The 21,176-nt window shown below is 70.8% G+C and carries 20 protein-coding genes; 16 read left to right on the top strand and 4 right to left on the bottom strand.

Annotated features, from left to right (window positions below):
- Nucleotides 1-48 precede the first annotated feature (48 nt).
- The 8 genes from C7M71_RS00535 (at nucleotide 49) to C7M71_RS00500 (ending at nucleotide 7,830) form a co-directional block, all read left to right on the top strand.
- Nucleotides 49-687 carry a PaaI family thioesterase gene (locus C7M71_RS00535; RefSeq protein ID WP_229758439.1) on the top strand — a complete coding sequence of 213 codons (639 nt, stop codon included), beginning with the start codon at nucleotides 49-51 and terminating at the stop codon, nucleotides 685-687.
- A 132-nt stretch (nucleotides 688-819) separates the two neighbouring features.
- Nucleotides 820-2,043, top strand: a complete 1,224-nt coding sequence (locus tag C7M71_RS00530) for a CaiB/BaiF CoA transferase family protein (protein WP_111490592.1) — start codon at nucleotides 820-822, stop codon at nucleotides 2,041-2,043.
- A 233-nt stretch (nucleotides 2,044-2,276) separates the two neighbouring features.
- Nucleotides 2,277-3,125, top strand: a complete 849-nt coding sequence (locus tag C7M71_RS00525; protein WP_229758438.1) for an enoyl-CoA hydratase-related protein — start codon at nucleotides 2,277-2,279, stop codon at nucleotides 3,123-3,125.
- A gap of 87 nt (nucleotides 3,126-3,212) precedes the next feature.
- A complete protein-coding gene (locus C7M71_RS00520; RefSeq protein WP_111490593.1) occupies nucleotides 3,213-3,977 on the top strand; it encodes a crotonase/enoyl-CoA hydratase family protein in 765 nt (254 codons plus the stop codon).
- A 108-nt stretch (nucleotides 3,978-4,085) separates the two neighbouring features.
- Nucleotides 4,086-5,183 (top strand): acyl-CoA dehydrogenase family protein, encoded by a 1,098-nt coding sequence (locus C7M71_RS00515; protein ID WP_111490594.1) that lies wholly within the window; start codon nucleotides 4,086-4,088, stop codon nucleotides 5,181-5,183.
- Nucleotides 5,184-5,197: 14 nt separating this feature from the next.
- On the top strand, nucleotides 5,198-6,319 hold the full coding sequence (locus C7M71_RS00510) for an acyl-CoA dehydrogenase family protein (RefSeq protein WP_194104074.1): 1,122 nt from the start codon (nucleotides 5,198-5,200) through the stop codon (nucleotides 6,317-6,319).
- Complete coding sequence (locus C7M71_RS33070) at nucleotides 6,213-6,626, top strand: DUF2889 domain-containing protein (protein ID WP_407675964.1); 414 nt, start codon at nucleotides 6,213-6,215, stop codon at nucleotides 6,624-6,626. The genes C7M71_RS00510 and C7M71_RS33070 overlap by 107 nt, the downstream gene beginning before the upstream one ends.
- Before the next feature lie 31 nt (nucleotides 6,627-6,657).
- Nucleotides 6,658-7,830 (top strand): thiolase family protein, encoded by a 1,173-nt coding sequence (locus C7M71_RS00500; RefSeq protein WP_111490596.1) that lies wholly within the window; start codon nucleotides 6,658-6,660, stop codon nucleotides 7,828-7,830.
- 237 nt (nucleotides 7,831-8,067) lie between these two features.
- Here the strand turns inward: C7M71_RS00500 and C7M71_RS00495 are convergent, their stop codons facing one another.
- The gene (locus tag C7M71_RS00495) at nucleotides 8,068-9,711 is read right to left on the bottom strand and encodes a thiolase C-terminal domain-containing protein (RefSeq protein WP_111490597.1); all 1,644 of its coding nucleotides are present in this window, start codon (nucleotides 9,709-9,711) and stop codon (nucleotides 8,068-8,070) included.
- A 168-nt stretch (nucleotides 9,712-9,879) separates the two neighbouring features.
- Here C7M71_RS00495 and C7M71_RS00490 point away from each other — a divergent pair, with 168 nt between their 5' ends.
- A complete protein-coding gene (locus tag C7M71_RS00490; RefSeq protein ID WP_111490598.1) occupies nucleotides 9,880-10,422 on the top strand; it encodes a DoxX family protein in 543 nt (180 codons plus the stop codon).
- A gap of 235 nt (nucleotides 10,423-10,657) precedes the next feature.
- On the opposite strand, the gene C7M71_RS00485 is transcribed toward C7M71_RS00490, so the two are convergent.
- Nucleotides 10,658-11,368 carry a FadR/GntR family transcriptional regulator gene (locus C7M71_RS00485; RefSeq protein WP_229758437.1) on the bottom strand — a complete coding sequence of 237 codons (711 nt, stop codon included), beginning with the start codon at nucleotides 11,366-11,368 and terminating at the stop codon, nucleotides 10,658-10,660.
- Nucleotides 11,369-11,703: 335 nt separating this feature from the next.
- On the opposite strand from C7M71_RS00485, the gene C7M71_RS00480 reads away from it, so the two are divergent.
- From C7M71_RS00480 to C7M71_RS00470, 3 genes are all read left to right on the top strand, one after another.
- The gene (locus tag C7M71_RS00480) at nucleotides 11,704-13,227 is read left to right on the top strand and encodes an AMP-binding protein (RefSeq protein ID WP_229758436.1); all 1,524 of its coding nucleotides are present in this window, start codon (nucleotides 11,704-11,706) and stop codon (nucleotides 13,225-13,227) included.
- 75 nt (nucleotides 13,228-13,302) lie between these two features.
- Nucleotides 13,303-14,118, top strand: a complete 816-nt coding sequence (locus C7M71_RS00475; RefSeq protein WP_111490600.1) for an enoyl-CoA hydratase — start codon at nucleotides 13,303-13,305, stop codon at nucleotides 14,116-14,118.
- Nucleotides 14,119-14,131: 13 nt separating this feature from the next.
- On the top strand, nucleotides 14,132-15,358 hold the full coding sequence (locus tag C7M71_RS00470; RefSeq protein WP_111490601.1) for an acyl-CoA dehydrogenase family protein: 1,227 nt from the start codon (nucleotides 14,132-14,134) through the stop codon (nucleotides 15,356-15,358).
- A gap of 19 nt (nucleotides 15,359-15,377) precedes the next feature.
- Here C7M71_RS00470 and C7M71_RS00465 read toward each other — a convergent pair whose 3' ends face one another.
- The gene (locus tag C7M71_RS00465; RefSeq protein WP_111490602.1) at nucleotides 15,378-16,286 is read right to left on the bottom strand and encodes an LLM class F420-dependent oxidoreductase; all 909 of its coding nucleotides are present in this window, start codon (nucleotides 16,284-16,286) and stop codon (nucleotides 15,378-15,380) included.
- Between the two features lie 337 nt (nucleotides 16,287-16,623).
- Here C7M71_RS00465 and C7M71_RS00460 point away from each other — a divergent pair, with 337 nt between their 5' ends.
- The 4 genes from C7M71_RS00460 (at nucleotide 16,624) to C7M71_RS00445 (ending at nucleotide 19,717) form a co-directional block, all read left to right on the top strand.
- Nucleotides 16,624-17,247, top strand: a complete 624-nt coding sequence (locus tag C7M71_RS00460) for an isochorismatase family protein (protein WP_162824087.1) — start codon at nucleotides 16,624-16,626, stop codon at nucleotides 17,245-17,247.
- Nucleotides 17,248-17,310: 63 nt separating this feature from the next.
- Nucleotides 17,311-18,282: an SDR family NAD(P)-dependent oxidoreductase gene (locus C7M71_RS00455; protein WP_322975134.1), complete on the top strand. Its 972-nt coding sequence runs from the start codon at nucleotides 17,311-17,313 to the stop codon at nucleotides 18,280-18,282.
- A 37-nt stretch (nucleotides 18,283-18,319) separates the two neighbouring features.
- A complete protein-coding gene (locus C7M71_RS00450; protein WP_111490604.1) occupies nucleotides 18,320-19,501 on the top strand; it encodes an amidohydrolase family protein in 1,182 nt (393 codons plus the stop codon).
- A gap of 9 nt (nucleotides 19,502-19,510) precedes the next feature.
- The gene (locus C7M71_RS00445; protein ID WP_229758435.1) at nucleotides 19,511-19,717 is read left to right on the top strand and encodes a hypothetical protein; all 207 of its coding nucleotides are present in this window, start codon (nucleotides 19,511-19,513) and stop codon (nucleotides 19,715-19,717) included.
- A 172-nt stretch (nucleotides 19,718-19,889) separates the two neighbouring features.
- Here C7M71_RS00445 and C7M71_RS00440 read toward each other — a convergent pair whose 3' ends face one another.
- Nucleotides 19,890-21,107: an amidohydrolase family protein gene (locus C7M71_RS00440; RefSeq protein ID WP_111492913.1), complete on the bottom strand. Its 1,218-nt coding sequence runs from the start codon at nucleotides 21,105-21,107 to the stop codon at nucleotides 19,890-19,892.
- Nucleotides 21,108-21,176 lie beyond the last annotated feature (69 nt).

Raw genomic sequence — 21,176 nt, 5'->3', positions numbered from 1 at the left:
AGTCCGCGCGACCCGATGGGCCGGGTGCGCAAGAACGGAAGGAACGCGGTGACAGGACACCCATTGGCCGGCAAGATCCAGCAGGGCGGCACCTGGAAGGCGCCCCGGGACGCCGACCCCGGCTCGGCTCCCGGCGGGCCCGGGTTCGGCGACATGATCGAGGCCCTGCGGGTACTGCAGGACACGGTCACCGGGGCCGCGCCGCCACCGGAGATCGTCGAGGAGACGACGCGCACCCTGCGCGACCTGTCGGCCGTCCTGGCGTCCCACACGGTCCCGGAACGGGAACAGGTCGTCGGCCACCGCATGGACCTGCCGGGACGCGGGCAGGCCCTGGTGCCTGCCTTCCTCCCGGTCGAGTGGGACGATTCCCGGGTCAGCGGGCGGGTCACCTTCGGCCGCCACTACCTCGGCGGCAACGGCGCGGTCCACGGCGGTGCCATTCCGCTGCTGTTCGACGAGGTCCTCGGCCGCCTGGCCAGCAGCGGGCGCACCATCTGCCGTACGGCGTATCTGCATGTCAACTTCCGCCGGATCACGCCGGTCGGTGTGGAACTGCGTCTGGAGGCCGCGTTCGAGCGCGACGAGGGCCGCAAGCGGGTCCTCACCGCCGCTCTCTACGACGGGGACCATGTCACCGCCGACGCGGAGGGCCTGTTCATCGCCCTTCGCCCCGGTCAGCCCTGAGCGCACCCTGGTGGCCGCTTCCGGGTGAGCGCGTAGGAACTTGGCACGGCCGGAAGCTTGCTATGCATGTAATTAGATAGATAATAGATCGATATCGGCTACACGCGGGTTCCTGGCAGGAAGGCGACCACAGTGACGAACGTGATGCAGGGCGTCAAGGTGATGGAAGTAGCGTCGTGGACGTTCGTCCCCTCCGCAGGGGCGGTCCTGTCGGACTGGGGTGCGGACGTCATCAAGGTCGAGGATCCGGAGTCCGGCGACCCGCAGCGCGGACTGTCCGTCGGCAATGTCGGCGCCAAGGGCGTCGGCGGTGTCAGCTTCATCATCGAGCAGCCCAACCGGGGCAAGCGGAGCATCGGACTCAACATCGGCTCCCCCGAAGGTCGTGAGCTGCTGCTCCAACTGGCGGCCAAGTGCGATGTCTTCGTCACCAATCTGCTGCCCCACCGGTTGAAGCGGCTGGGGATCACGGTCGAGGACCTTCGCGCGGTGAACCCGAAGATCATCTATGCGCGGGGGACCGGCCAGGGGGTGCGCGGACCCGACGCCGACAAGGCGGGCTTCGACGGGTCCTCGTACTTCTCCCGTGGCGGCGTGGCTCACATGATCAAGGAGCCGGAGGCTCCCTGGCCGCCCATGCAGCGCCCCGGATTCGGTGACATCGTCGGAGGTTTCGCCCTCGCGTCCGGTATTGCGGGGGCCCTCTTCAAGCGGGAGCGCACGGGTGAGCCGTCCGTCGTGGACGTCTCGCTGCTGGGGCTGGCGGCCTGGCAGATCGCCCCGGATGTCGTCGCCGCAGGGCTGCTCGGTGAGGAGAATCTGCCCCGGTTCACGACCGACGACATGCCCAACCCGCTGGTCAACTACTACCCGACGGCGGACGGGCGCTTTGTGCAGCTGATGATGCTGCAGGGCGACCGCTTCTGGCCGGAGGTGTGCGCGCTCATCGAGCGCCCCGACCTTCTCGACGACCCCAGGTTCAAGGACGCCGCTGTCCGGTTCCAGAACCGTGTCGAGTGCATCGGCGAGCTCCGCAAGGCGTTCCAGGCGCGCCCGCTGGCCGAGTGGAAGGAGCGCATGCAGAGCCTGGAGGGCGCCTGGGCCGCCGTCCAGACGCCGGGGGAACTGCACCAGGACCCGCAGGTGCTGGCCAATGGCTACCTCCGGCCGGTGCGGACCGCCGACGGCTCGGGGTCCTACACCCTGGTCGCCAATCCGGTGCAGTTCGACGAGACCCCGCCCGACCTCACCCGTGCCCCGGACGCGGGGGAGCACACGGACGAGATCCTGCAGGACGAGCTGGGCCTCGACTGGGACCGGATCGTCGAGCTCAAGGTCCAGTCCGTGGTGCAGTGACCGCATAGCGATCTCCCGTGGCCGCCGACGGCAGAGCCATCCGCCGTCGGCGGCCACGGGGTCCGCGCCGGGTCTGCCGAGGACCCGGACGCGGACCCGGACACGGTGGTGGGCGCGGTGGTGGACGCCCTCCGCAGGGGCCCCGGCGGTCCGTGGGCCGGATCACCGGGGCAGTACGGGGCAAACGCACTGAACATCGAGCCGGTACCGGTGTATCGGGCTGGGAGAGAGCCATGTCCGAGGAGAAGGCGAGCACGGCAGGGACGCCGGCCGAGCGGGAGGCCGGCGAACGGCCTGTACTGATGCGGTACGAGGGCCCGGTGGCCGTGGTCACCCTCAACCGTCCGCAGGTGCTGAACGCCATGACCGCCGAGATGGCCGCTGCCTACGCCGACGCCCTGCGGACCGCTGACGCCGACCCCGCGGTGCGGGCGATCGTCGTCACCGGAGCGGGCCGGGGCTTCTGCGCAGGCGCCGACCTGTCGATGCTCGCGCAGGGACCCGAGGCCATCAGAGCCTTCGTGCCGCCCGCCGAGGACCTGCCCGACCTCGCGCTGAGACTCGGCACGCCGGTCGTGGCCGCGGTCAACGGGCCGGTCGCGGGCATCGGTTTCGCCTACATGCTGGGCAGCGACATCCGTTTTGCCGCACGTGACGCCCGGATCTCCACGACCTTCGCCCGCCTCGGTCTGGTCGCCGAGTACGGCCTCTCCTGGCTGCTTCCCCGGATCGTCGGGATGCCCTGGGCCCTGGAACTCCTGCTCTCGGGGCGCACGGTGGACGCCGAGGAGGCGGTCCGCCTCGGACTCGTCCACCACGTGACCGAACCCGGCGAGACCCTTGACCGTGCCCTGGAGTACGCCCGCGAACTCGCCGCGAACTGCTCGCCCGCCTCCATGGCGGCCATCAAGGCGCAGGTCTACGCGGACCAGGAGCGTGGGCGCGGTGCGGCGCTGCGCGACACGCTCGCCCTGATGGACGCCTCCTTCGACGGGCCGGACCTGGCGGAGGCGCTGGCCGCCCGCGTGCAGCGCCGTCCGCCGGTGTTCCCGGAGCGGAAGCCCGGTCCTGCGGCCGGCTGATGGCGACCGTCGCGCTTATGTAGTTTAATAGATGTACTAATTAGCCCCTGTGCTGTGCCGTCGTCTCCGCAGAAGGGAACGCCATCCATGTCCGACGAGGTGCTGGTCGAGAGCCGCGACGGCGTGACCGTCGTCACCATCAACCGACCGCGGGCGCGTAACGCCGTGAACGGCGCCGTGAGCGCGGCCATGGCCGCGGCATTCGAGGAGTTCGAGGCGCGCAAGGACGTGAGCGTCGCCATCGTCACGGGAGCCGGGGGCACCTTCTGCTCCGGGATGGATCTGAAGGCGTTCCTCGCCGGGGAGGACGTGCTGCATCCGGAACGGGGCCTGGCCGGCATCACGCGACGTCCCCCGCGCAAGCCGGTGATCGCCGCGGTCGAGGGGTACGCGCTGGCCGGCGGCTGCGAGGTGGTCCTGGCCTGTGATCTGGTGGTGGCGGCCGAGAACGCGAAGTTCGGCATTCCGGAGGTCAAGCGCGGCCTGGTCGCCGGCGCCGGCGGTCTGCTGCGGCTGCCGCACCGCATTCCGCGCGCCGTCGCCATGGAACTGGCCCTGACCGGCGACTTCCTGGACGCGGCCGAGGCCAAGGCCCACGGCCTGGTGAACAAGGTGACCGAGGCAGGCGGAGCGCTGGCCGGTGCTTGGGAGCTGGCCGCTCGTATCGCGGCGAACGGACCGCTGGCGGTCGCGGCGACCAAGGAGATCCTGGTCGGTTCGCGGGACTGGACGGAGGAGGAGGGATGGAGCCGCCAGGACGGCATCATGCAGCCGGTGTTCGCCTCCGCCGATGCCCGCGAGGGCGCGACCGCCTTCGCCGAGAAGCGCCCGCCCGTCTGGCGCGGCGAGTGACCCGACCGAGCGAGCAGCGACATGGACAGGCGATGACGGAGGAGTCATGGTGACGTGGGACACAGCGACCGCCCGGGTGACCGGCGCGCCGGACGAAAGGCTCGCGCGGTGAGCCCCGCCGAGGAGTTGCAAGCCTTCCTGGACGTGATCGCGCCCCCGCTGCACCGGGCCTGGCCGGACAGTTCCGCCTGGGAGGCCCGGCTGGCATGGCAGAAGGCCCTCCACGAGGGCGGCTGGGCGGCCCCGCACTGGCCCGTCGAGGACGGCGGCCGTGGACTGGGCATCGTGGACCGGCTGGAGTGCGACGCCGTCCTCGCCGAGGCCGGCGCGCCGGACATCGCCGGTATCTTCGGCATCAAGAACGTCGGTCCCACACTCTCCGTCTTCGGCACTCCGGAGCAGAGGGAGTCGCTGCCGAAGATCCTCTCCACGGAGGAGATCTGGGTACAGGGCTTCTCCGAGCCGGACGCGGGCAGCGACCTGGCGTCGCTGCGCTGCCGCGCGGTGCGGCAGGACGACGGCTCGTTCGTGATCAACGGCCAGAAGGTCTGGACGTCGGACGGCACCCTTGCGACACACTGCATGCTGCTCGTCCGCACCGATCCCGACGCGCCGTCCCACCTGGGCATCTCGGCACTCCTCGTCCCTCTCGACACGCCCGGTGTCGAACGCCGCCCGCTGCGGCAGATCACCGGGGGGACCGGCTTCGCGGAGATGTTCTTCACCGACGTCCAGGTCCCCGCAAGCGCCCTGCTCGGCCCGCTCAACGACGGCTGGCGGGTCACCATGACCACCCTCGGCCACGAGCGGGCCGGTGTCGTGGAGTACGCCGCCGCCCTCGAACGTGACGTGCGGGGCGTCGTGGCGGGCCTGCGGGACGGCATCGCCGACCCCGTGACCCGGCAGGAGCTCGCCCGCCGCTATGTCGAGGCCCACGCGGTCGGTCTGATGGGCGAGCGGATGATGCGGGCCCTGCGTGCGGGCGACCAGCCCGGCGCGATGCAATCGGTGATCAAGTTCGGTTGGTCGCTCACCACCCAGCGGCTCGGCGAGACCCTCCTGGATGTCGCCGGTACGCAGGGGCTGCTCGCCGGGCCCGAGACGCATCGCTTCCTGGAGAGCCGTGCGGCCACGATCGCCGCCGGCACCACCGAGGTCATGAAGAACATCCTGGCCGAGCGTGTGCTCGGTCTGCCGAAGAAGTGAGGGAGGAGGCCGTCGTGGCCGTTGCCGACGAGGAGCGCGAGGACCTGCGCCGCACGGTCCGGGACTTCCTCGACCGTGTCTCGCCCTCCGACCAGGTGCGCCGCGCCATGGAGACCGAGCGGGGCTGGGACCCGCAGGTGTGGCGACGCCTGGCCGAGGAACTGGGCCTGGCCGGACTGCTGGTGCCCGAGAAGCACGGCGGGGCGGGTGCCGGAGCGCCCGAACTCGCCGTGGTCATGGCCGAGATGGGGCGTTCTCTGCTGTGCGCTCCGTTCCTGTCCACCGCAGTCCTCTCCGTGGCCGCCCTCACCGGCAGTGACGACGAGACGGCGTGCGCGGACCTCCTGCCGGCCATCGCCGAGGGCCGTACGATCGCGGCCCTGGCCTTCGCGGAGGGGGAGGCCCCGCGCGACCTCGCGGCGATCACCACGACGGCCCGGCCGGACGGGGACGGCGGTCACGTCCTGCACGGTGTCAAGGACTGGGTGGTCGATGGGGCCGCAGCCGACCTGCTCCTGGTCGCCGCGCGCACCGGCAGCGGGCTCTCCCTGTTCGCGGTGGACAGCGCGGCCGCCGGGGAGACGGTCACGGCCCGGCGGCTGGACGCCCTCGACCTCACCCGTGCCCTGGCGCAGGTCACACTAGACGGCGCCCCGGCCCGGCTGATCGGGCGCGAGGGCGGAGCGGAGGAGGCTCTCCGAGGAGCCCTCGATCTGGCCACGGTGGCGCTGGCCGCCGAACAGAGCGGTGGCCTGCGGAAGTGCCTCGACACGGCGGTCGAGTACGCGCAGACGCGCGTCCAGTTCGGCCGCCCCATCGGCTCCTTCCAGGCCATCAAGCACAAGTGCGCCCAACTCCTCCTGGAGGCCGAGTCCGCCGATGCGGCCGTGGAGGAGGCCGCCGAACACCCCGGCGAGCCGATCGGCGTCTCCGCCGCGGCCGCGTACTGCGCCGAGGCCTATGTCCGCGCCTCCGCGGAGAACCTCCAGATCCATGGAGGCATCGGCTTCACCTGGGAGCACGACGCCCATCTCCATCTGCGCCGAGCCCGCTCCTCCTCCCTCCTACTGGGCAGCGCCTCCTGGCACCTGGAGCGGATCTCCGACCACCTCGGGCTCGTCCCCGAAGCCGTCTGACGAGCCCGTCCGCCCGTCCGCCCAGGCCGAAGCGCCGGCCTCGCGTCCTGGGCGGAGCCCGCGCACGGGTCGGCCGGCACGGGTCGGCCAGTGCGGGGCGGCCAGTGCGGGGCGGACGGCCGGACGGCCGTTGACGGGCCTGCGGGCAGAGGTCCGGGCCCACTTCACCGGTACGTCCACCTGCACCCATCTCAACGACACGCCGCGCGCCCTGGAGGACGTACCGCACCTCTGGGGCCCGGCAGCGGATCAGCCCGATGACGGACACCGGGCACCGTTGAAGTCCACCGAACCGTCCGGAACATGAGCTGAGATACAGCTCCGAGGAGGAGCCGACGATGACACAAGCCGTGGTGGTCGCCACCTGCCGCACCGCTGTGGGCACCGCGTTCAAGGGGACGCTCGCGCGGACCGGCGCGCCGGAGCTCGCCGACGCCGTTGTCGGCGAGGTGGTCCGGCGTTCCGGACTGCGGGGCGAGGCCTTCGACGACCTGATTCTCGGGGAGTCCCGCTACGGAGGCGGTGACATCGCGCGGCACGCCGCCGTGACCGCCGGTCTGACCTCGGTTCCCGGCGTCGCGGTCAACCGGCACTGCGCCTCAAGCCTCACCACCGTGGCCATGGCGGCGGCCGGCATCCGCGCGGGCATGGACGAGGCGCTGATCGCGGGCGGTGTCCAGTCGCTCTCCACCTCGCCCGAGATGCGGCGGCGCGATCCGGTCACCGGTGAGATGGAGGAGCGCTGGGAATCGCCGGCACACCCCAGCACGCCCACGGCGCCCAACGACGACATGTCGATATCGGTGGGGTGGAACGCGGCACGGCTGACCGGCCTCACCCGGGAGGAGCAGGACGCCTGGGCGCTGCGCTCGCACCATCGGGCGCTCGCGGCGATCGATCAGGGACTCTTCACCGAAGAGATCGTTCCGGTCACGGCACTGCTCGCCGACGGCACGACCACCCTGTTCTCGGTGGACGAGTATCCGCGCCGCGGCACCTCGGCCGAAAAGCTGGCCGCCCTCAAGCCGCTGCACCCCGAGATCGAGGGATTCTCGGTGACGGCGGGCAACTCCAGCGGCCTCAACGACGCCGCAGCCGCTCTCGCCCTCACCAGCGACGCCCTCGCCGCGCGTGAGGGACTCACGCCGCTCGCGACGGTCCGGGCCTGGGCGTCGGTCGGTGTCGACCCGGAGCGGACCGGGCTCGCCCCCGCACCCGCGATCCGCAAGGCGCTGTCCCGAGCCGGTGTCCCGGTGGGCGCTGTGGCCCTGTGGGAGATCAACGAGGCCTTCGCGTCCGTCTCCCTCGCCGCCGTGCGCGAGCTGGGCCTGGATGAGGAGACGGTGAACATCCATGGCAGCGGGTGCAGCATCGGGCACCCGGTCGCGGCCACCGGGGCCCGCATGCTCACCACCCTCGTCAACGACCTGCGCCGCCGGGGCGGAGGGATCGGTGTGGCCGCGATGTGCGCAGGCGGCGGCCAGGCCACCGCGATGGTGGTGGAAGTCTGAGCGGGGCTCTCCCCAAGGAGAACGGCTGAAGCGCGTCACCGGGCCTCGCCCGTGACGCGCTTCAGCCGTTCTCCCGCACCGCCCAGGGGCGGATGGCGGGATGAGCGGCACCGCCTGGCGGCGCCCGCACGGCCTTGGGGCGCGCCGTACTCCCGGACGTCCCAGACACCCACCCCGGTACATCGTGCCGGCCGTGGAACGCCGGGTGCCGATCGGCTCCCGGTACGGGTGTCCCGCTCAGCCGCGCCGCAGCAGCAGGGCACCCGACGGCACACCGCCGCCCGCCGTGGCCACGGCCACCCGGGCGTCCGCCACCTGGCGGTCCTGTGCCTCGCCGCGCAGTTGCAGCATGGCCTCGCGGACGAAGCCGTATCCGTGCAGCCGGCCTGCGGAGAGCTGGCCGCCGTGCGGGTTCAGGGGGAGGCGGCCGTCGAGGGCGATGCCGCGGCCCTTGTCGATGAAGTCCCGCGCCCCTCCGGCCTCGCAGAACCCGAGGGCCTCCAGCCACGACAGCGCGTTGAAGGTGAACCCGTCGTACAGCAGGGCCACATCCACGTCGTCCGGGCCGAGTTCCGTCCGGGTCCACAGGTGGGCCGCCGGCCCGTGGGCCTGCGGGAGGTGACTGAGCGTGCCCTGGTCCCAGGAAAGCCGCTCGGTGATCTGCGTGCCCACGGCCTCCACCAGGACCGGTGGCTTGGGCCGGTCCGGGGCGGTCTCGACGGCCGACACGATGACGGCGACCGCCCCGTCGACCGGGACGTCGCAGTCGTACAGGCCGAACGGCGACGAGATCATCCGGGCGCCGAGATACTCGTCCATGGTGAGCGGGGTGCGGTGCAGCGCCTCGGGGTTGCGGCGGGCGCCGTCGCGGGCGGTGAGCGCGATCCAGCCGAGGGTCTCCCGGTCGTCACCGTAACGGTGCATGTAGCGGGAGGCGTGGCAGGCGATCCAGTTGGCCGCGGACACCGCCCCGAACGGCGCGCGGAACTCCATCATCCCGTCGGCGCGGCTCGCCGCGGTGTGCCAGGCGCCGGTCCGGGCCAGATGCTGCTGGCTGGCCTCCCAGACGGTGCGCACGCACAGCACATGGCGGCACAACCCCGAGGCGACGGCCAGCATGGCCGCGGTGATCGAGCCGATCTGGCCGGGAAGTTCGGAACCGCCGTTCACCCAGGTCGGATGGAGGTGCAGGGCCTCCTCCAGTGCCATGATGCCGCCCTCGCTCATACCGGGGCTCAGGCTGCCGCCCGGGTACGTGGACAGTCCGTCGATGTCCGACCACTCCAGCCCGGCATCCGCCACCGCGGCTGTCGCCGCGTCCACCGAGAGCGAGAGCGGATCACGCATCAGCCGTCGGCCCACCTCGGAGACGCCGACCCCGGTCAGGGCCACCTTGTCCTCGAACTTCGCCGGGGACACCATGGGCCGCACGGGGGCCCGCCGGTCGGCGGGGTCCGCGGCGGGGGCGTCGGCGGGCACGTCGGGGTCCGGTTCGAAGAGCGGGATCCAGACGTCGTCGTGCTGCTCGAAGACGACCCGGACCCGCATGCCGATCCGGACGTCCTCCGGGGCGCAGTGCACGATGTTCGTGGTGAGCCTGGCCTCCTCGTCCTCCTCCAGCGCGACGATCGCCACGACGTACGGCGGCGGCATCGTGGGCAGCCACTGCTGGTGGTTGACGGTGAACCCCACCACCGTGGCGCGTCCCGAGGCGGCCTGGGGCGAGACGTCACGGCTCCGGCAGGAGGGGCACGAGGGCAGCGGAGGGTGCAGCCAGCGGCCGCAGTCCCCGCAGCGGTGGATCTGCAGGATCCCGTCCTTCCCGCCGGACCAGAAGGCCGCGCTGGCCAGGGAGGGCTGGGGGAGAGGACGGTCGGACATGTGGTCACTCCTATGAGGTGCGCGGTGCGGTGCGGCGGGTCGATCGGCCGTGTCTGCAACCCCGTGCAACGGGCGTGGATCAGGGTCCGGGACAGACTGGAATCATATAACTAAGTTGAACTATAGTACTTTGGATTCGGGAGTGTGAGAAGTCCTACTGGAGGCTCGATGAACAGGACCGAAAGGGGAACCGACGCGGCAGCGTTGCTGCTGCGCGCCACCCTGGGACCGATGCTGGTCGCGCACGGCTGGAACAAGGTGCGCGGCCCGGGGGGATTGGACGGTACGACCGGGTGGTTCCGTGCGCTGGGGCTCGAACCGGCCGCGGTCCACGCCAGGCTTGCCGCGGCCACGGAACTCGCGGCCGGCGCGGCGATCACGGTCGGCGCGGGCGGCCCCTTCCCGTCGGCGGCTGCCGTCGGCCTGATGGGCGTCGCCGCCCGTACCGACCATCGGGGCAAGGGCTTCTTCGTCTTCAAGGGAGGCTGGGAGTACACCGCCGTGGTCGCGGGAGCGGCGGTCGCCGCTGCCGCGCTCGGACCGGGCCGGTGGTCCGCCGACGGACTGCTGCACGGCCGCATCCGGGGCGGGACCGGGGCCGCGCTGACGGCGGCACTGCTGGGTGCGGGCGGAGCTGCCGCGCTCCTGCGGGCGGCGTACCGCCCGCAGCGCACGGAGGGGAGTACCGGGACCGCCGAGGAGACGGCGTGATACCCGGGGTCGGCCGCGCACCGGCACCCCCATGGCCGACGTGGGGGTGCCGCTCCCCGCACCCCTGGTGCGGCCTCGCCGGATGCGGCGGACGGCGCGACTCCCCGGCGGGCGTCACGCCGGCCCGGAGCGAGGACCTGAGCTGCTGTGCGGCAGAGCGGACGGGGATGCTGTCCTCGCGTCCTCCGTGTTCCCCGCGTCGTTCCCCGCGTCGTTCCCCGCGTCCCCGGGTGGATCAGGACAGGACATCGAGTACGACCTCCGAGGGATCCTCGATCAAGTAGTCACCGACCAGTTCCAGATGACGCCGCCAGTGCCGGGCCGCGCGCTCGGCCTCACCGGCGCGGATCAGCGCGACCAGCTTCACATGGGCGCTGTGGCTCTCGCGCACCTGCGTCTGGGCGTCCTCGCCTACCGGATGAGTGAGCATGAACGAGCGGTTGTGGAGCTCGACCACGGTGAAGAGCGACTCCAGCAGTGCGGTCAGGGTCTGGTTCCCGGTCCGCTCCATCACCAGGCGGTGGAAAGCCAGATCGTGCTGCTCCACCCACTCGACCGGGGACGTCAGCTGAGTCTCGCTCCTTCGCAGGGCCTCGTCGAGTGCCGCCAGGTCCGCGTCGGTGCGGCGGCGCACGAGCAGGTCGACGCTGGAGCCCTCCAGCAGGGACCGCGCCTCGTACAGATCGGCCAGGGTGGTGCCGCGGTACTGCAGGAGCGTGCCCGTATGCCGGCCGATCGCCGTGGCGTCGGGGATCATCACATGGGCGCCGCCCCGGGCGCCCCTGCGCACCTCGATGATCCCCTCGGACTCCAGGACGCGGAAGGCCTCGCGCAGGGTGGGCCGGGAGACCCCGAACTCCTCCATCAGCACCGACTCGGAGGGCAGCGCGGTGCCCTCGCCCAGCTCGCCTGTGACGATCTGCCGACGCAACTGCGCGGCGACCATCTCCCCGGCTTTGGGAACCCGAACCGTTCTCGTGCGCGCGCCGGACCTCATGGTACTCCTCACGGATCGGTCAAGCTACTGTAAGCTTAATCATTATACTCTTGCGCTACCGTGCGGGCGCGGTCTGCGGGGGAGGGTCCCTCGCGTCGATCCGTGCGCGGGTGCGGAGCTTCCTCCGGCGCCCGCGCAGGCCTGCCCCGCTCGTCCAGTTGGACCCATGGGCGTCATCTTATTGCAATGAGTTACCTGTTTACCTAAGATGCCCCGCACTGTGAGGTTCGGCTGTGATGGAGGCGGATGTGCGGCACGATCTGGAGTTCCGGAGCATTCCGGGGATGGTGCGCGCGAGCGCCGGACGATTCGGCGAGGCCGAGGCGCTCGCGGACCTGGACGACGGTCGGCGGTGGTCGTTCACCGAGGTGGCGGCCGAGATGGTGCGGACGGCCCGCGCCATGATCGCCCTGGGGGTGAGGCCCGGCGACAGGGTGGCCCTGTGGGGACCCAACTGCCCCGAGTGGATCTTCACCGCTCTGGGCATCCAGGCGGCCGGCGGTGTACTGGTCCCGCTCAACACCCGCTTCAAAGCGGAGGAGGCGGGCTACATCCTGCGCAAGAGCGGGGCCCGGACGGTCTTCACCGTGACCGGCTTCCTGGGCACCGACTACCTGGGAATGCTGCCGGACGGCGTCCGAGGTGTCGTCATGCGCGGCGAGGTGGAGGAGGGAGTCCTCGGCCGGGAGGAGTTCCTGGCCCTCGGTGAGGGCGTCGAGGAGGGGGCCGTCCACCGGTTGATCGACGGGATCGGTCCGGAGGACGTCTCCGACATCATGTTCACCTCCGGGACGACGGGCAGCCCCAAGGGCGTCGTCCTCGGCCACGGGCAGTCGCTGCGCGCGTTCGGCTGGCTGTCCGGTGTCTTCACCTTCACTCCGGGCGACCGCTATCTGATCATCCCGCCCTTCTTCCACACCTTCGGCTACAAGGCGGGCTGGATGGCCTGCCTGATGCAGGGGGTGACCGCCCTGCCCCAGGAGACCTTCGACGTCGATCAGGTGCTGGAGCGGATAGCGCGGGAGAAGGTGTCGATCCTGCTGGGCCCGCCCACGCTCTTCGAGGACCTGATGCGCCACCCGCGACGGGCCGAATACGATCTGTCCTCGCTGCGTGCCACCGTTCCCTCCGCGACCACGGTGCCGGCCGAGCTGGTGCGCCGACTGGGCAGCGAACTGGGCTTCGAGGTGGTGCTGACGGCCTACGGGCTCACCGAATCCACCTCGCTGGTGACCTCCAGCCGTGCGGGCGACGACGTCGAGGACATTGTGAACTCGGTGGGTGTGCCGGCCGACGGGCTGGAGGTCGTCGTTGCCTCCCCGGACGGCGTCGCGCTCCCGCCCGGCGAGGAGGGCGAGGTGCTGGTGCGCGGGTACACGGTGATGCGCGGCTACTGGGAGGACCCCGAGGAGACCGCCAAGGCGATCGACGCGGACGGCTGGCTGCACACCGGTGACGTGGGGCGGTTCAATGAGCGCGGATTCCTGAGCATCGTGGACCGCAAGAAGGACATGTTCATCTGCGGCGGCTTCAACGCCTACCCCGCCGAGATCGAGAAGCTGCTCGGCACCCACCCGGCCGTGGCCGATGTCGCGGTGATCGGCATGCCGGACGAGCGCATGGGCGAGGTGGCGGCGGCGTTCGTGGTCCGCAGCGGCGCTCTGACCGAGAAGGAACTGGTGGCCTGGGCACGGGAGCGGATCGCCAACTTCAAGGTGCCGCGCAGGGTCGAGTTCGTCGATGCCCTGCCCCGCAACGCCAGCATGAAGGTCGAGAAGGGCAAGCTCCGGGCGCTGCTTGCCGAGTAGGCGAAAACCTCTCTAGAATAGCTAAATAAATAGCCGTATTAGAGTTGCGGCGACCTAGGACGAAGGAGGCCGGCTGTGCCGGAGGACCAGATCCTGTACCGGAGCGAAGACGGTGTCGCCGTCATCACGCTCAACCGGCCCCGGGCGGCCAACGCCCAGTCCCTGTCCTTCCTGGACGACCTGGACGCGGCCTTCACCAGGGCCGAGTACGACGACGACGTCCGGGTGATCGTGCTCAACGCCAACGGAAAGCACTTCTCCGCCGGGCACGACCTGTCCGGTGTGGACGAGGCGCCGCCCAGCCTCGCGGAGATGTACGCGCAGGAAGCCCGGAAGTACCTGGGCTACTCCCTGCACTGGCGCAACATCCCCAAGCCCACGGTCGCGGCGGTGCAGGGCGCCTGCATCGCCGCCGGGCTGATGCTCTGCTGGCCGTGCGACCTGATCATCGCCGCGGACAACGCCTACTTCTCCGACCCCGTGGTCAACATGGGTATCGGCGGGGTGGAGTACCACGCCCACACCTGGGAGCTGGGTCCGCGCAAGGCGAAGGAGCTCCTCTTCCTCGGCGACCGGATCGGCGCCCAGGAAGCGGAGCGGCTCGGCATGGTCAACCGCGTCGTCCCGCTGGAGAAGCTCCAGGAGGAGACGATGGACCTGGCGGCCCGGCTGGCCGAGAAGCACCCCTTCGCGCTGCGCCAGGCCAAGCGGGCGGTCAACCAGACCCTCGATGTCCAGGGCTTCCAGACCGCCCTCCAGGCCGTGTTCGACGTCCATCAGACCGGCCACGGCCACTGGTACAGCGTGGCCGACTACCCGGCCATGGCCGGGCTGGAGGCCATGAAGAACAGCCAGAGCCAGAACCGGCAGAGCCAGAACCGGCAGAGTTGAGGGGGTCGGCACCGTGGACATCGTCTACCCCCCCGAGGCCGAGGAGTTCCGCGCGTATGTGCGGCAGGTCCTCGCGGAGGAGCTTCCGGCCGACTGGGCCGGCGTCGGCGCCATCGCGGACCGCGCGGAGGCTCTGGCCTTCTACGAATCCTGGCGTGCGGTACTGGCCCGCCGGGGGCTGCTCGGCGTGACCTGGCCGGTCGAGTACGGCGGCGCCGGCCTCAGTGCGCTGCACCAGGTGGTGGTCGCCGAGGAGCTGACCCGGGCCGGAGCGCCCACCGGCGGCATCAGCGACATGGTCAGCATCAAGATGATCGGCAACATCCTGCTGCTGTGGGGAACCGAGGAGCAGAAGAAGCACTTCGTCCCCCGCATCCTCAGCAATGAGCACATCTGGTGCCAGGGGTTCTCCGAACCGGAGGCCGGCTCCGACCTGGCCGGGCTGCGCACCCGCGCGGTCCTGGACGGCGACGAGTGGGTGATCAACGGACAGAAGATCTGGACCTCGCAGGCGCACCGGGCCAACTGGATCTTCGTCCTGGCCCGCACCGACCCGGACGCCTCCAAGCACCGGGGGATCTCCTTCCTGCTGGTCCCGGTGGACCAGCCCGGGGTGCAGGTGCGGCCGATCCGGACGATGAACGGCGACAGCGACTTCTGCGAGGTCTTCTTCGACAACGCGCGGACCGCCGCCGACCTGGTGCTCGGTCCGGTCAACGGCGGCTGGAAGGTCGCCAAGTCACTGCTCGGCTTCGAGCGCGGCGAGGAGGCCTCCACCATGCCCATCCTCTTCCGCGCCGAGCTGGACCGCCTGATCGAGCTGGCCCAGGAGCGCGGGGTGGCGCAGGACCCGGTGATCCGGCAGCGCCTGGCCTGGTGCCACTGCCGGGTCGAGGCGATGCGGCATCTCGGCTACCGGGTGCTCACCCAGTATCTGAAGGGCGGCACGCCGGGCCCCGAGTCGTCGGTGCTCAAGCTGTTCTGGAGCGAGTACCACCAGGCCGTCACCTCGCTCGCCCTGGAGATCCTGGGGCCCGATGCGCTCGCCCCCGAGGGGCGCGGCCCGCTGCGCACCCTGCGCACGGACGACCCGGGGGTGCCGCCCGGCTCCACCGGTTCCTGGACGGGCACGTATCTCAACGCGCGGGCCGGGACCATCTACGCGGGCGCCTCCGAGGTCCAGCGCAACATCCTCGCGGAGACCGTGCTCGGTCTGCCCCGCGAGCCGGCCGTGGCCTGACCCGCGGGGCAGGACCGCGTCACCGGGTGGCTGCGGCGACATCCTGTCCGAAGCGGCCCACGGCGTCCAGAGCGTGTTCGAGGCTGTCGCCGGGGACGTGGACCAGACTCCACGTCACCCCGGCGGCGGCCAGCCGCTCCACCTGCGCCCGGCGCTGTGCGGGAGCGTCCCCCGGATCACCGGGCAGGCTGATCTGCACCTGGAGGGAGCGCGGATCGCGCCCGGCCTGCTCGAACTGCTCGCGCAGCTCCTCGACCCGTTCGGCCAGTTCCTCGATGGTGCGGATCTCGGCGGTACGGGTGGTGGCGGTCTGGACCTCGCCGCCGGTGAACATCGGGGCCCAGCCCTGCCCGAACCGGACGACACGGCGGCGGGCCAGGCGGCTGTTCCCCCCGATCCACAGCGGCAGTTCCGGTTGGACCGGCCCCGGCCGCACCATCTGCTCGCGGGCGGTGAAGTGGCGGCCCTCGAAGGTGAGGGGAGCGCCGGACCACACCCGGGTCAGCACCTCGGCGGCCTCGTCGAACAGGGCGTTGCGCTCCTCGAAGTCGACGCCGAGCGCCGCGAACTCCGATCGCAGATAGCCCGCCCCGGCCACCACCGTGAGCCGCCCGCCCGTCATCCGGTCCAGGGTGGTGAGGGTCTTCGCGGCCAGCAGGGGATTGCGGTAGGGCAGCACGGTCAGGTGGGTCATCATCCGGATGCGCTCGGTGCGCGCCGCCCAGTGGGCCAGCACCACGGGGGCGTCGAACGTGGTGTGCCCGCCGTGCTCGACCCACTTGCGGGAGGGCGCCGGGTGCTCGCTCAGGCAGATCGCGTCAAAACCGGCCTCCTCCGCAGCCCGCACAAAGCGGGTCATGGTCGCCGGGTCGTGGAACGCCGTGTCGTGACCGGACCGTTCCGTCGGGTACTCCAGGGTGAACTTCATGTCTGTGCCTTCCAAGGTTCTCTTGCGCTCCGCATTCCGCTCTAGCGCTTAATAAGTTAGATTATTCGTCTCAAGGCTTCAATGAGGAAGTACGAGGGGAGACCAGGCATGGGAGGTTCGCCGGGTACACGGGACACGGCCGGACGGCCGCGCCCGAAGGATGGGCCGGGCACGCGAACGCCCCGCCGGTCCCCACTGCCGCGCGATGCCGACGCGAAGGCCGACGCGAAGGCCGCCGGGCCCGCCCCGTGTGACGCCGCCGGCCCTGCCGCCGCCGGTGCGCCGATCCGGTGGCGTCCGGCCACCCCGCCTCGTCCCGTTCCGTAGTGGAGGATGCATGACCCGCCCCGAGCTCAGTATCGATCCCGCCCGGACCGCTCTGGTGATCATCGAGTGCCAGAACGGCGTCGTCGGCCCGGACTCCCGTATGCCGGACCTCGTCGCCGCTGCCAAGCCGGTGCTGCCGGAGATCGGTCGGCTGGCCCGCGCCGCCCGCGCGGCCGGTGCCCAGGTCGTCCATCTGACCTACGTACCGGCTCTCGACAACCGTTCGAGCAACCGCAACACCCCCCTGCTGAGGGCGATCGCGGACTCCCAGGCCGACTGGACGGCGGACCATCCGGCGGTGCAGGTCGTCGAGGAGATCGGCGTGGGCGAGGGCGATCTGGTGCTGCCCCGCCACACCGGCGTCTCGCCCACGCACGGCACCGAACTGGCCTCCCTCCTGCGGAACGCCGGCGTCACCACCGTGGTGCTGGCCGGGGTGTCGCTGAACGTGGCGCTCCCCGTGACCTCCGCGGAGCTGGCCGACGAGGGCTTCCGCATCGTCATCGCCAGGGAAGCGGTCGCCGGGACCCCGGTGGAGCACGGTGAGAGCATCCTGCGCCACACCTTGCGCATGTTGGCCACCCTCACGACGACCGATGCGCTCATCACGGCACTGGACCGATCGACTTCGTGAATCCCGCGCGTTCCGGGGTCTCGGCCTGACGGGTGAAGCCGTATGGCCGAAGGCTGCCGGAACATGACTCAGAAGCTGCCCGAAGGCAGGGAGACCGTCGGCGAGACGCCGCGCACCGGCCCCGGGAAGATCCACAGGACCGCCCTGCGCGGGCGCTTCGCCCAGGTCGAAGAGCCCGCCGATCCCGCAGACACACAGCCGGGAGCGGCGGGCGCACGCGCCGGCAGCGGACAGGAAGCCACGTACGAGAAGAGGGACGGAATCATGGAACTCGCGGACAGCGTCGTGCTGGTCACCGGCGGAGCCGGCGGGCTGGGAGAGGCCGTCGTCCGCACGGTGTCGGAAGCCGGGGCGGCGGTGATCATCGCCGACCTGGCCGACGAGCGGGCGGAGAAGCTCGCCGCCGAACTCGGCCCCCGTGCGCGCTACGTGCGGACCGATGTCACCGACGAGGCGAGCGTCGCTCGGGCCGTCGAGGCCGCCGGCGACCTGGGTGTGCTGCGGCACGCGGTGGTCGCCCACGGCGGCTTCGGGGTCGCGCACCGGGTCGTCGGCAAGGACGGCAAGCCGGCACCCCTGGACGGCTTCACCCGCACGGTGGACCTGTATTTGACGGGCAGCTACAACGTGCTGCGGCTGGCCGGCGCGGCCATCGCCGGCAGTGCGCCCGACGAGGACGGCCAGCGCGGTGCGGTCGTGATGACATCCAGCATCGCTGCCTACGAGGGGCAGATCGGGCAGATCGCCTACGCGGCGGCCAAGGCGGGAGTCGTCGGCATGACCCTCGTCGCGGCCCGGGACCTCGGCCCCGTCGGCGTGCGGGTCGTCTCCGTCGCACCCGGCACCATGCGCACTCCGATCATGGAGTCCGTCGGCGAGAAGGCCCTGGCCGCCTTCGCCGTCAACATCCCCAATCCCCGGCGGCTGGGGCGGCCCCAGGAGTTCGCGGCACTGGTCCGCCACATCCTGGAGAACCCGTACCTGAACGGCGAGACGATCCGTCTCGACGGCGCCCAGCGCTTCGCCCCCAAGTGATCCCGAGCAATTCCCCCAGCTCAAGGAGGTACCAGCGATGCCACTGCAGCCATGGATGAAGCTCATTTCGGTGGACGACCACCTGATCGAGCACCCGATGGTCTGGCAGGACCGCCTGCCGGCCAAGTACCGCGACGTCGGCCCGCGGATCGTCGAGACCCCGCGTGAGGGCAAGCCGCCGATCCAGTCCTGGCTCTACGAGGGCCGCTCGTACCCGTACATCGGCCTCAACGCCGTCGCCGGCAAGCGCCCCGAGGAGTACGGCGTCGAACCGGTCCGGTTCGACGAGATGATCCGAGGCTGCTGGGACCCCAAGGCCCGGGTCGCCGACATGGACATCGACGGTGTCGAGGCCATGATGTGCTTCCCCTCCTTCCCCCGTTTCTGCGGCACGGTCTTCCTGGAGGCGGAGGACAAGAACCTGGCGCTGCTGTGCGTCCAGGCCTACAACGACTTCGTCCTGGACGAGTGGTGCGCCGCCGCCCCCGGCCGGCTGATCCCGGTCGTCATCCTGCCGCTGTGGGACCCGCAGTTGGCCGTGCGGGAGATCCACCGCACCGTCGCCAAGGGCGCCAAGGCCATCAGCTTCCCCGACCTTCCGCACGCACTGGGGCTGCCCTCCATCCACACCGACTACTGGGATCCGATCTTCTCCGCGGCGGAGGAGGCGGGGATACCGCTCTGCCAGCACTTCGGCAGCGGGGGCGAGAAGTCCATTCCGCAGATCGCCAAGGACGCGCCGTTCGCCGTCATGATCAACCTCATGGGCGCCAACAGCATGCACGCCACTGCGGACTGGCTGTTCTCCCCGGCGCTGCACAAGCATCCCGACCTGAAGATCGGCCTGTCCGAGGGCGGCATCGGCTGGATCCCGTACATCGTCGAGCGCGCCGACGACACCTGGCGCAAGCACCGCTACTACCAGAACATCAACCAGGAGGTGACGCCCTCGGAGCTCTTCGCCAGGCACTTCCACGGCTGTTTCATCGACGACTCCTTCGGACTGGCCAACCGCCATGTCATCGGTGTCGACCGGATCACCTGGGAGTGCGACTACCCGCACTCGGACTCGTACTGGCCGGCCAGCCGCAAGCGCGCCGAGGCGGCCTTCGCGGACATCCCGGACGAGGAGGTGCACAGGATGGTCGAGCTGAACGCCCGGCGCCTGTACAACCTGCCCGCCGCCGAACCCGCCCCCACGGCCGGGAAGCAGGACTGAGGTCCGGCCGTGGACAGGCAGCCGATCAAGCAGATCGCCCAGGACGACTGGGTGGACCAGGACATCCTCACCCTCGACGAGGCCGCCGAACGCCTCCGGGCAGCGATTCGGGAGGCCGAGGCGGAGGTTCCCGGGCTGACCGGGGCCGCTCGGGACCTCGCTGACCGGCGCCTCGCCGCCATGCGGGCCTCCCTGGCGGAGCTGGACGCGCGCTGAGCCCCCCGACCCCGCCCCCGCCCCCGCCCCCGCCCCCGGCCGAGACCGGGGGGCGGGGGCGGTTCATGGCGGTCGAGGAGAGGACGTGAAGGCTGCGGAGACGGCGACGGAAGAGCCCGTGTCCCGCACCGTCCGGTGCGGGACACGGGCTCCTGTCCGGTCAGGTCTCCGGTCAGGCCGCCGCGACCTTCGGCGGGTTGGGGTTCTTGACGGGCAGTCCGAGGAGCCGGCGGGCGTTGTCACCCATGAAGTCCCGGGTGCGCTGCTCGTCCATGCCCTCGGCGTAGCGGTAGAAGCCCTTCGGCTCCTCCAGTCCCTCCGGGTGCGGGTAGTCGGAGCCGAAGAGGACCTTGTCCCAGCCCACCTGCTCGACCACGTCGGCGACGTTGCCCTCCCAGAACGGGCTGACCCACAGGTTCCGGCGAAGGACCTGCACCGGGTCCTCCTGGAACTCGCGGGGCATCTTCCTGTACACGTCCTGCAGGTCATGGATGAGCGGCCTGATCCAGGAGCTGCCGTTCTCCACGCTGCCGATGCGCAGCTTCGGGAAGCGGGTCAGGGTGCCGTGCAGGATGAGGCTCGCGACCATGTCCGAGATCTCGCGGTGCCCGAGGACGGCCCAGCGGAACGGGCTCATGTCCATGAAGTTGTTGGTGTGCGGGGGCTCCCACATGTTGATGTAGTCGCTCAGGGGGGGCTGGCTGGCGTGCAGCATCACCGGGATGCCGGCGGCCTCGACATCGCGCCAGAACGGGTCGAACTCCGGCAGCGCCGGTGAGCGCCAGCCCTTGAAGCCCTTGACCGGGGCCGGCTTGATCAGGACGCCCCTGGCCCCGTTCTGCAGGACGAAGTCCAGCTCGCGCTGGGCCTCCTCGACCAGGGCCATGCTGATGACCGGCATCATGAAGAGCCGGTTCTCCTGGACGAACCCCCACTGCTCCAGCATCCACTGGTTGAGCGCGTGGATCATCGCGACGACCAGCTCGGGGTCCTCGGAGGCGGAGTGCTCGACCAGGTTGGCGAGGGTCGGGAAGACCAGCGCCCCGTCGACACCCTGCTCGTCCAGGACCTTGAGGCGGGCGCCGGGCTCGCGGAAGGCGGGCAGGGCGTCGATACCCTTGCCGCTGAGCTCGCGCAGCGACTTCCCCTCGGTGTTGGTGCCCGCGTAGAAGTCCACGTGGGCACCGGGGGCGGCGACGCGGTCGAACGTGGGGTTCGGGATGAACTCGGTGATCCGGTTCAGGATGGAGATCCGGGTGTGCCGGCCGATCTGAACGAACTGCACAGCCTGCTGGTACTTCTCCGGCAGATGCCGCTTGAGGGCATCCGGGGTCTCGTACATGTGGCTGTCGGCGTCGAAGATCGGCGCATCGGTGAACTGAGCGGCCATCGGCGGGCTCCTCCGTCTGTGTTCGATATCCCGAGCATATAGCTTAATAATTAAGACATCAAGTAGACG

This window comes from Peterkaempfera bronchialis (genome assembly GCF_003258605.2).
GTDB lineage: Bacteria > Actinomycetota > Actinomycetes > Streptomycetales > Streptomycetaceae > Peterkaempfera > Peterkaempfera bronchialis.
The sequence above is the reverse complement of the archived record's forward strand: the minus strand, read 5'-3'. Positions and strand labels throughout refer to the sequence as shown.

What these genes read in the sequence shown, in the direction of transcription:
- C7M71_RS00525 (WP_229758438.1), top strand. Translation starts at nt 2,277, where the DNA reads ATGTCCGAGGAGAAGGCGAGCACGGCAGGGACGCCGGCCGAGCGGGAG.
- C7M71_RS00520 (WP_111490593.1), top strand. Translation starts at nt 3,213, where the DNA reads ATGTCCGACGAGGTGCTGGTCGAGAGCCGCGACGGCGTGACCGTCGTC.
- C7M71_RS00500 (WP_111490596.1), top strand. Translation starts at nt 6,658, where the DNA reads ATGACACAAGCCGTGGTGGTCGCCACCTGCCGCACCGCTGTGGGCACC.
- C7M71_RS00495 (WP_111490597.1), bottom strand. Translation starts at nt 9,711, where the DNA reads ATGTCCGACCGTCCTCTCCCCCAGCCCTCCCTGGCCAGCGCGGCCTTC.
- C7M71_RS00490 (WP_111490598.1), top strand. Translation starts at nt 9,880, where the DNA reads ATGAACAGGACCGAAAGGGGAACCGACGCGGCAGCGTTGCTGCTGCGC.
- C7M71_RS00485 (WP_229758437.1), bottom strand. Translation starts at nt 11,368, where the DNA reads ATGGTCGCCGCGCAGTTGCGTCGGCAGATCGTCACAGGCGAGCTGGGC.
- C7M71_RS00480 (WP_229758436.1), top strand. Translation starts at nt 11,704, where the DNA reads ATGGTGCGCGCGAGCGCCGGACGATTCGGCGAGGCCGAGGCGCTCGCG.
- C7M71_RS00465 (WP_111490602.1), bottom strand. Translation starts at nt 16,286, where the DNA reads ATGAAGTTCACCCTGGAGTACCCGACGGAACGGTCCGGTCACGACACG.
- C7M71_RS00460 (WP_162824087.1), top strand. Translation starts at nt 16,624, where the DNA reads ATGACCCGCCCCGAGCTCAGTATCGATCCCGCCCGGACCGCTCTGGTG.
- C7M71_RS00455 (WP_322975134.1), top strand. Translation starts at nt 17,311, where the DNA reads ATGACTCAGAAGCTGCCCGAAGGCAGGGAGACCGTCGGCGAGACGCCG.
- C7M71_RS00450 (WP_111490604.1), top strand. Translation starts at nt 18,320, where the DNA reads ATGCCACTGCAGCCATGGATGAAGCTCATTTCGGTGGACGACCACCTG.
- C7M71_RS00440 (WP_111492913.1), bottom strand. Translation starts at nt 21,107, where the DNA reads ATGGCCGCTCAGTTCACCGATGCGCCGATCTTCGACGCCGACAGCCAC.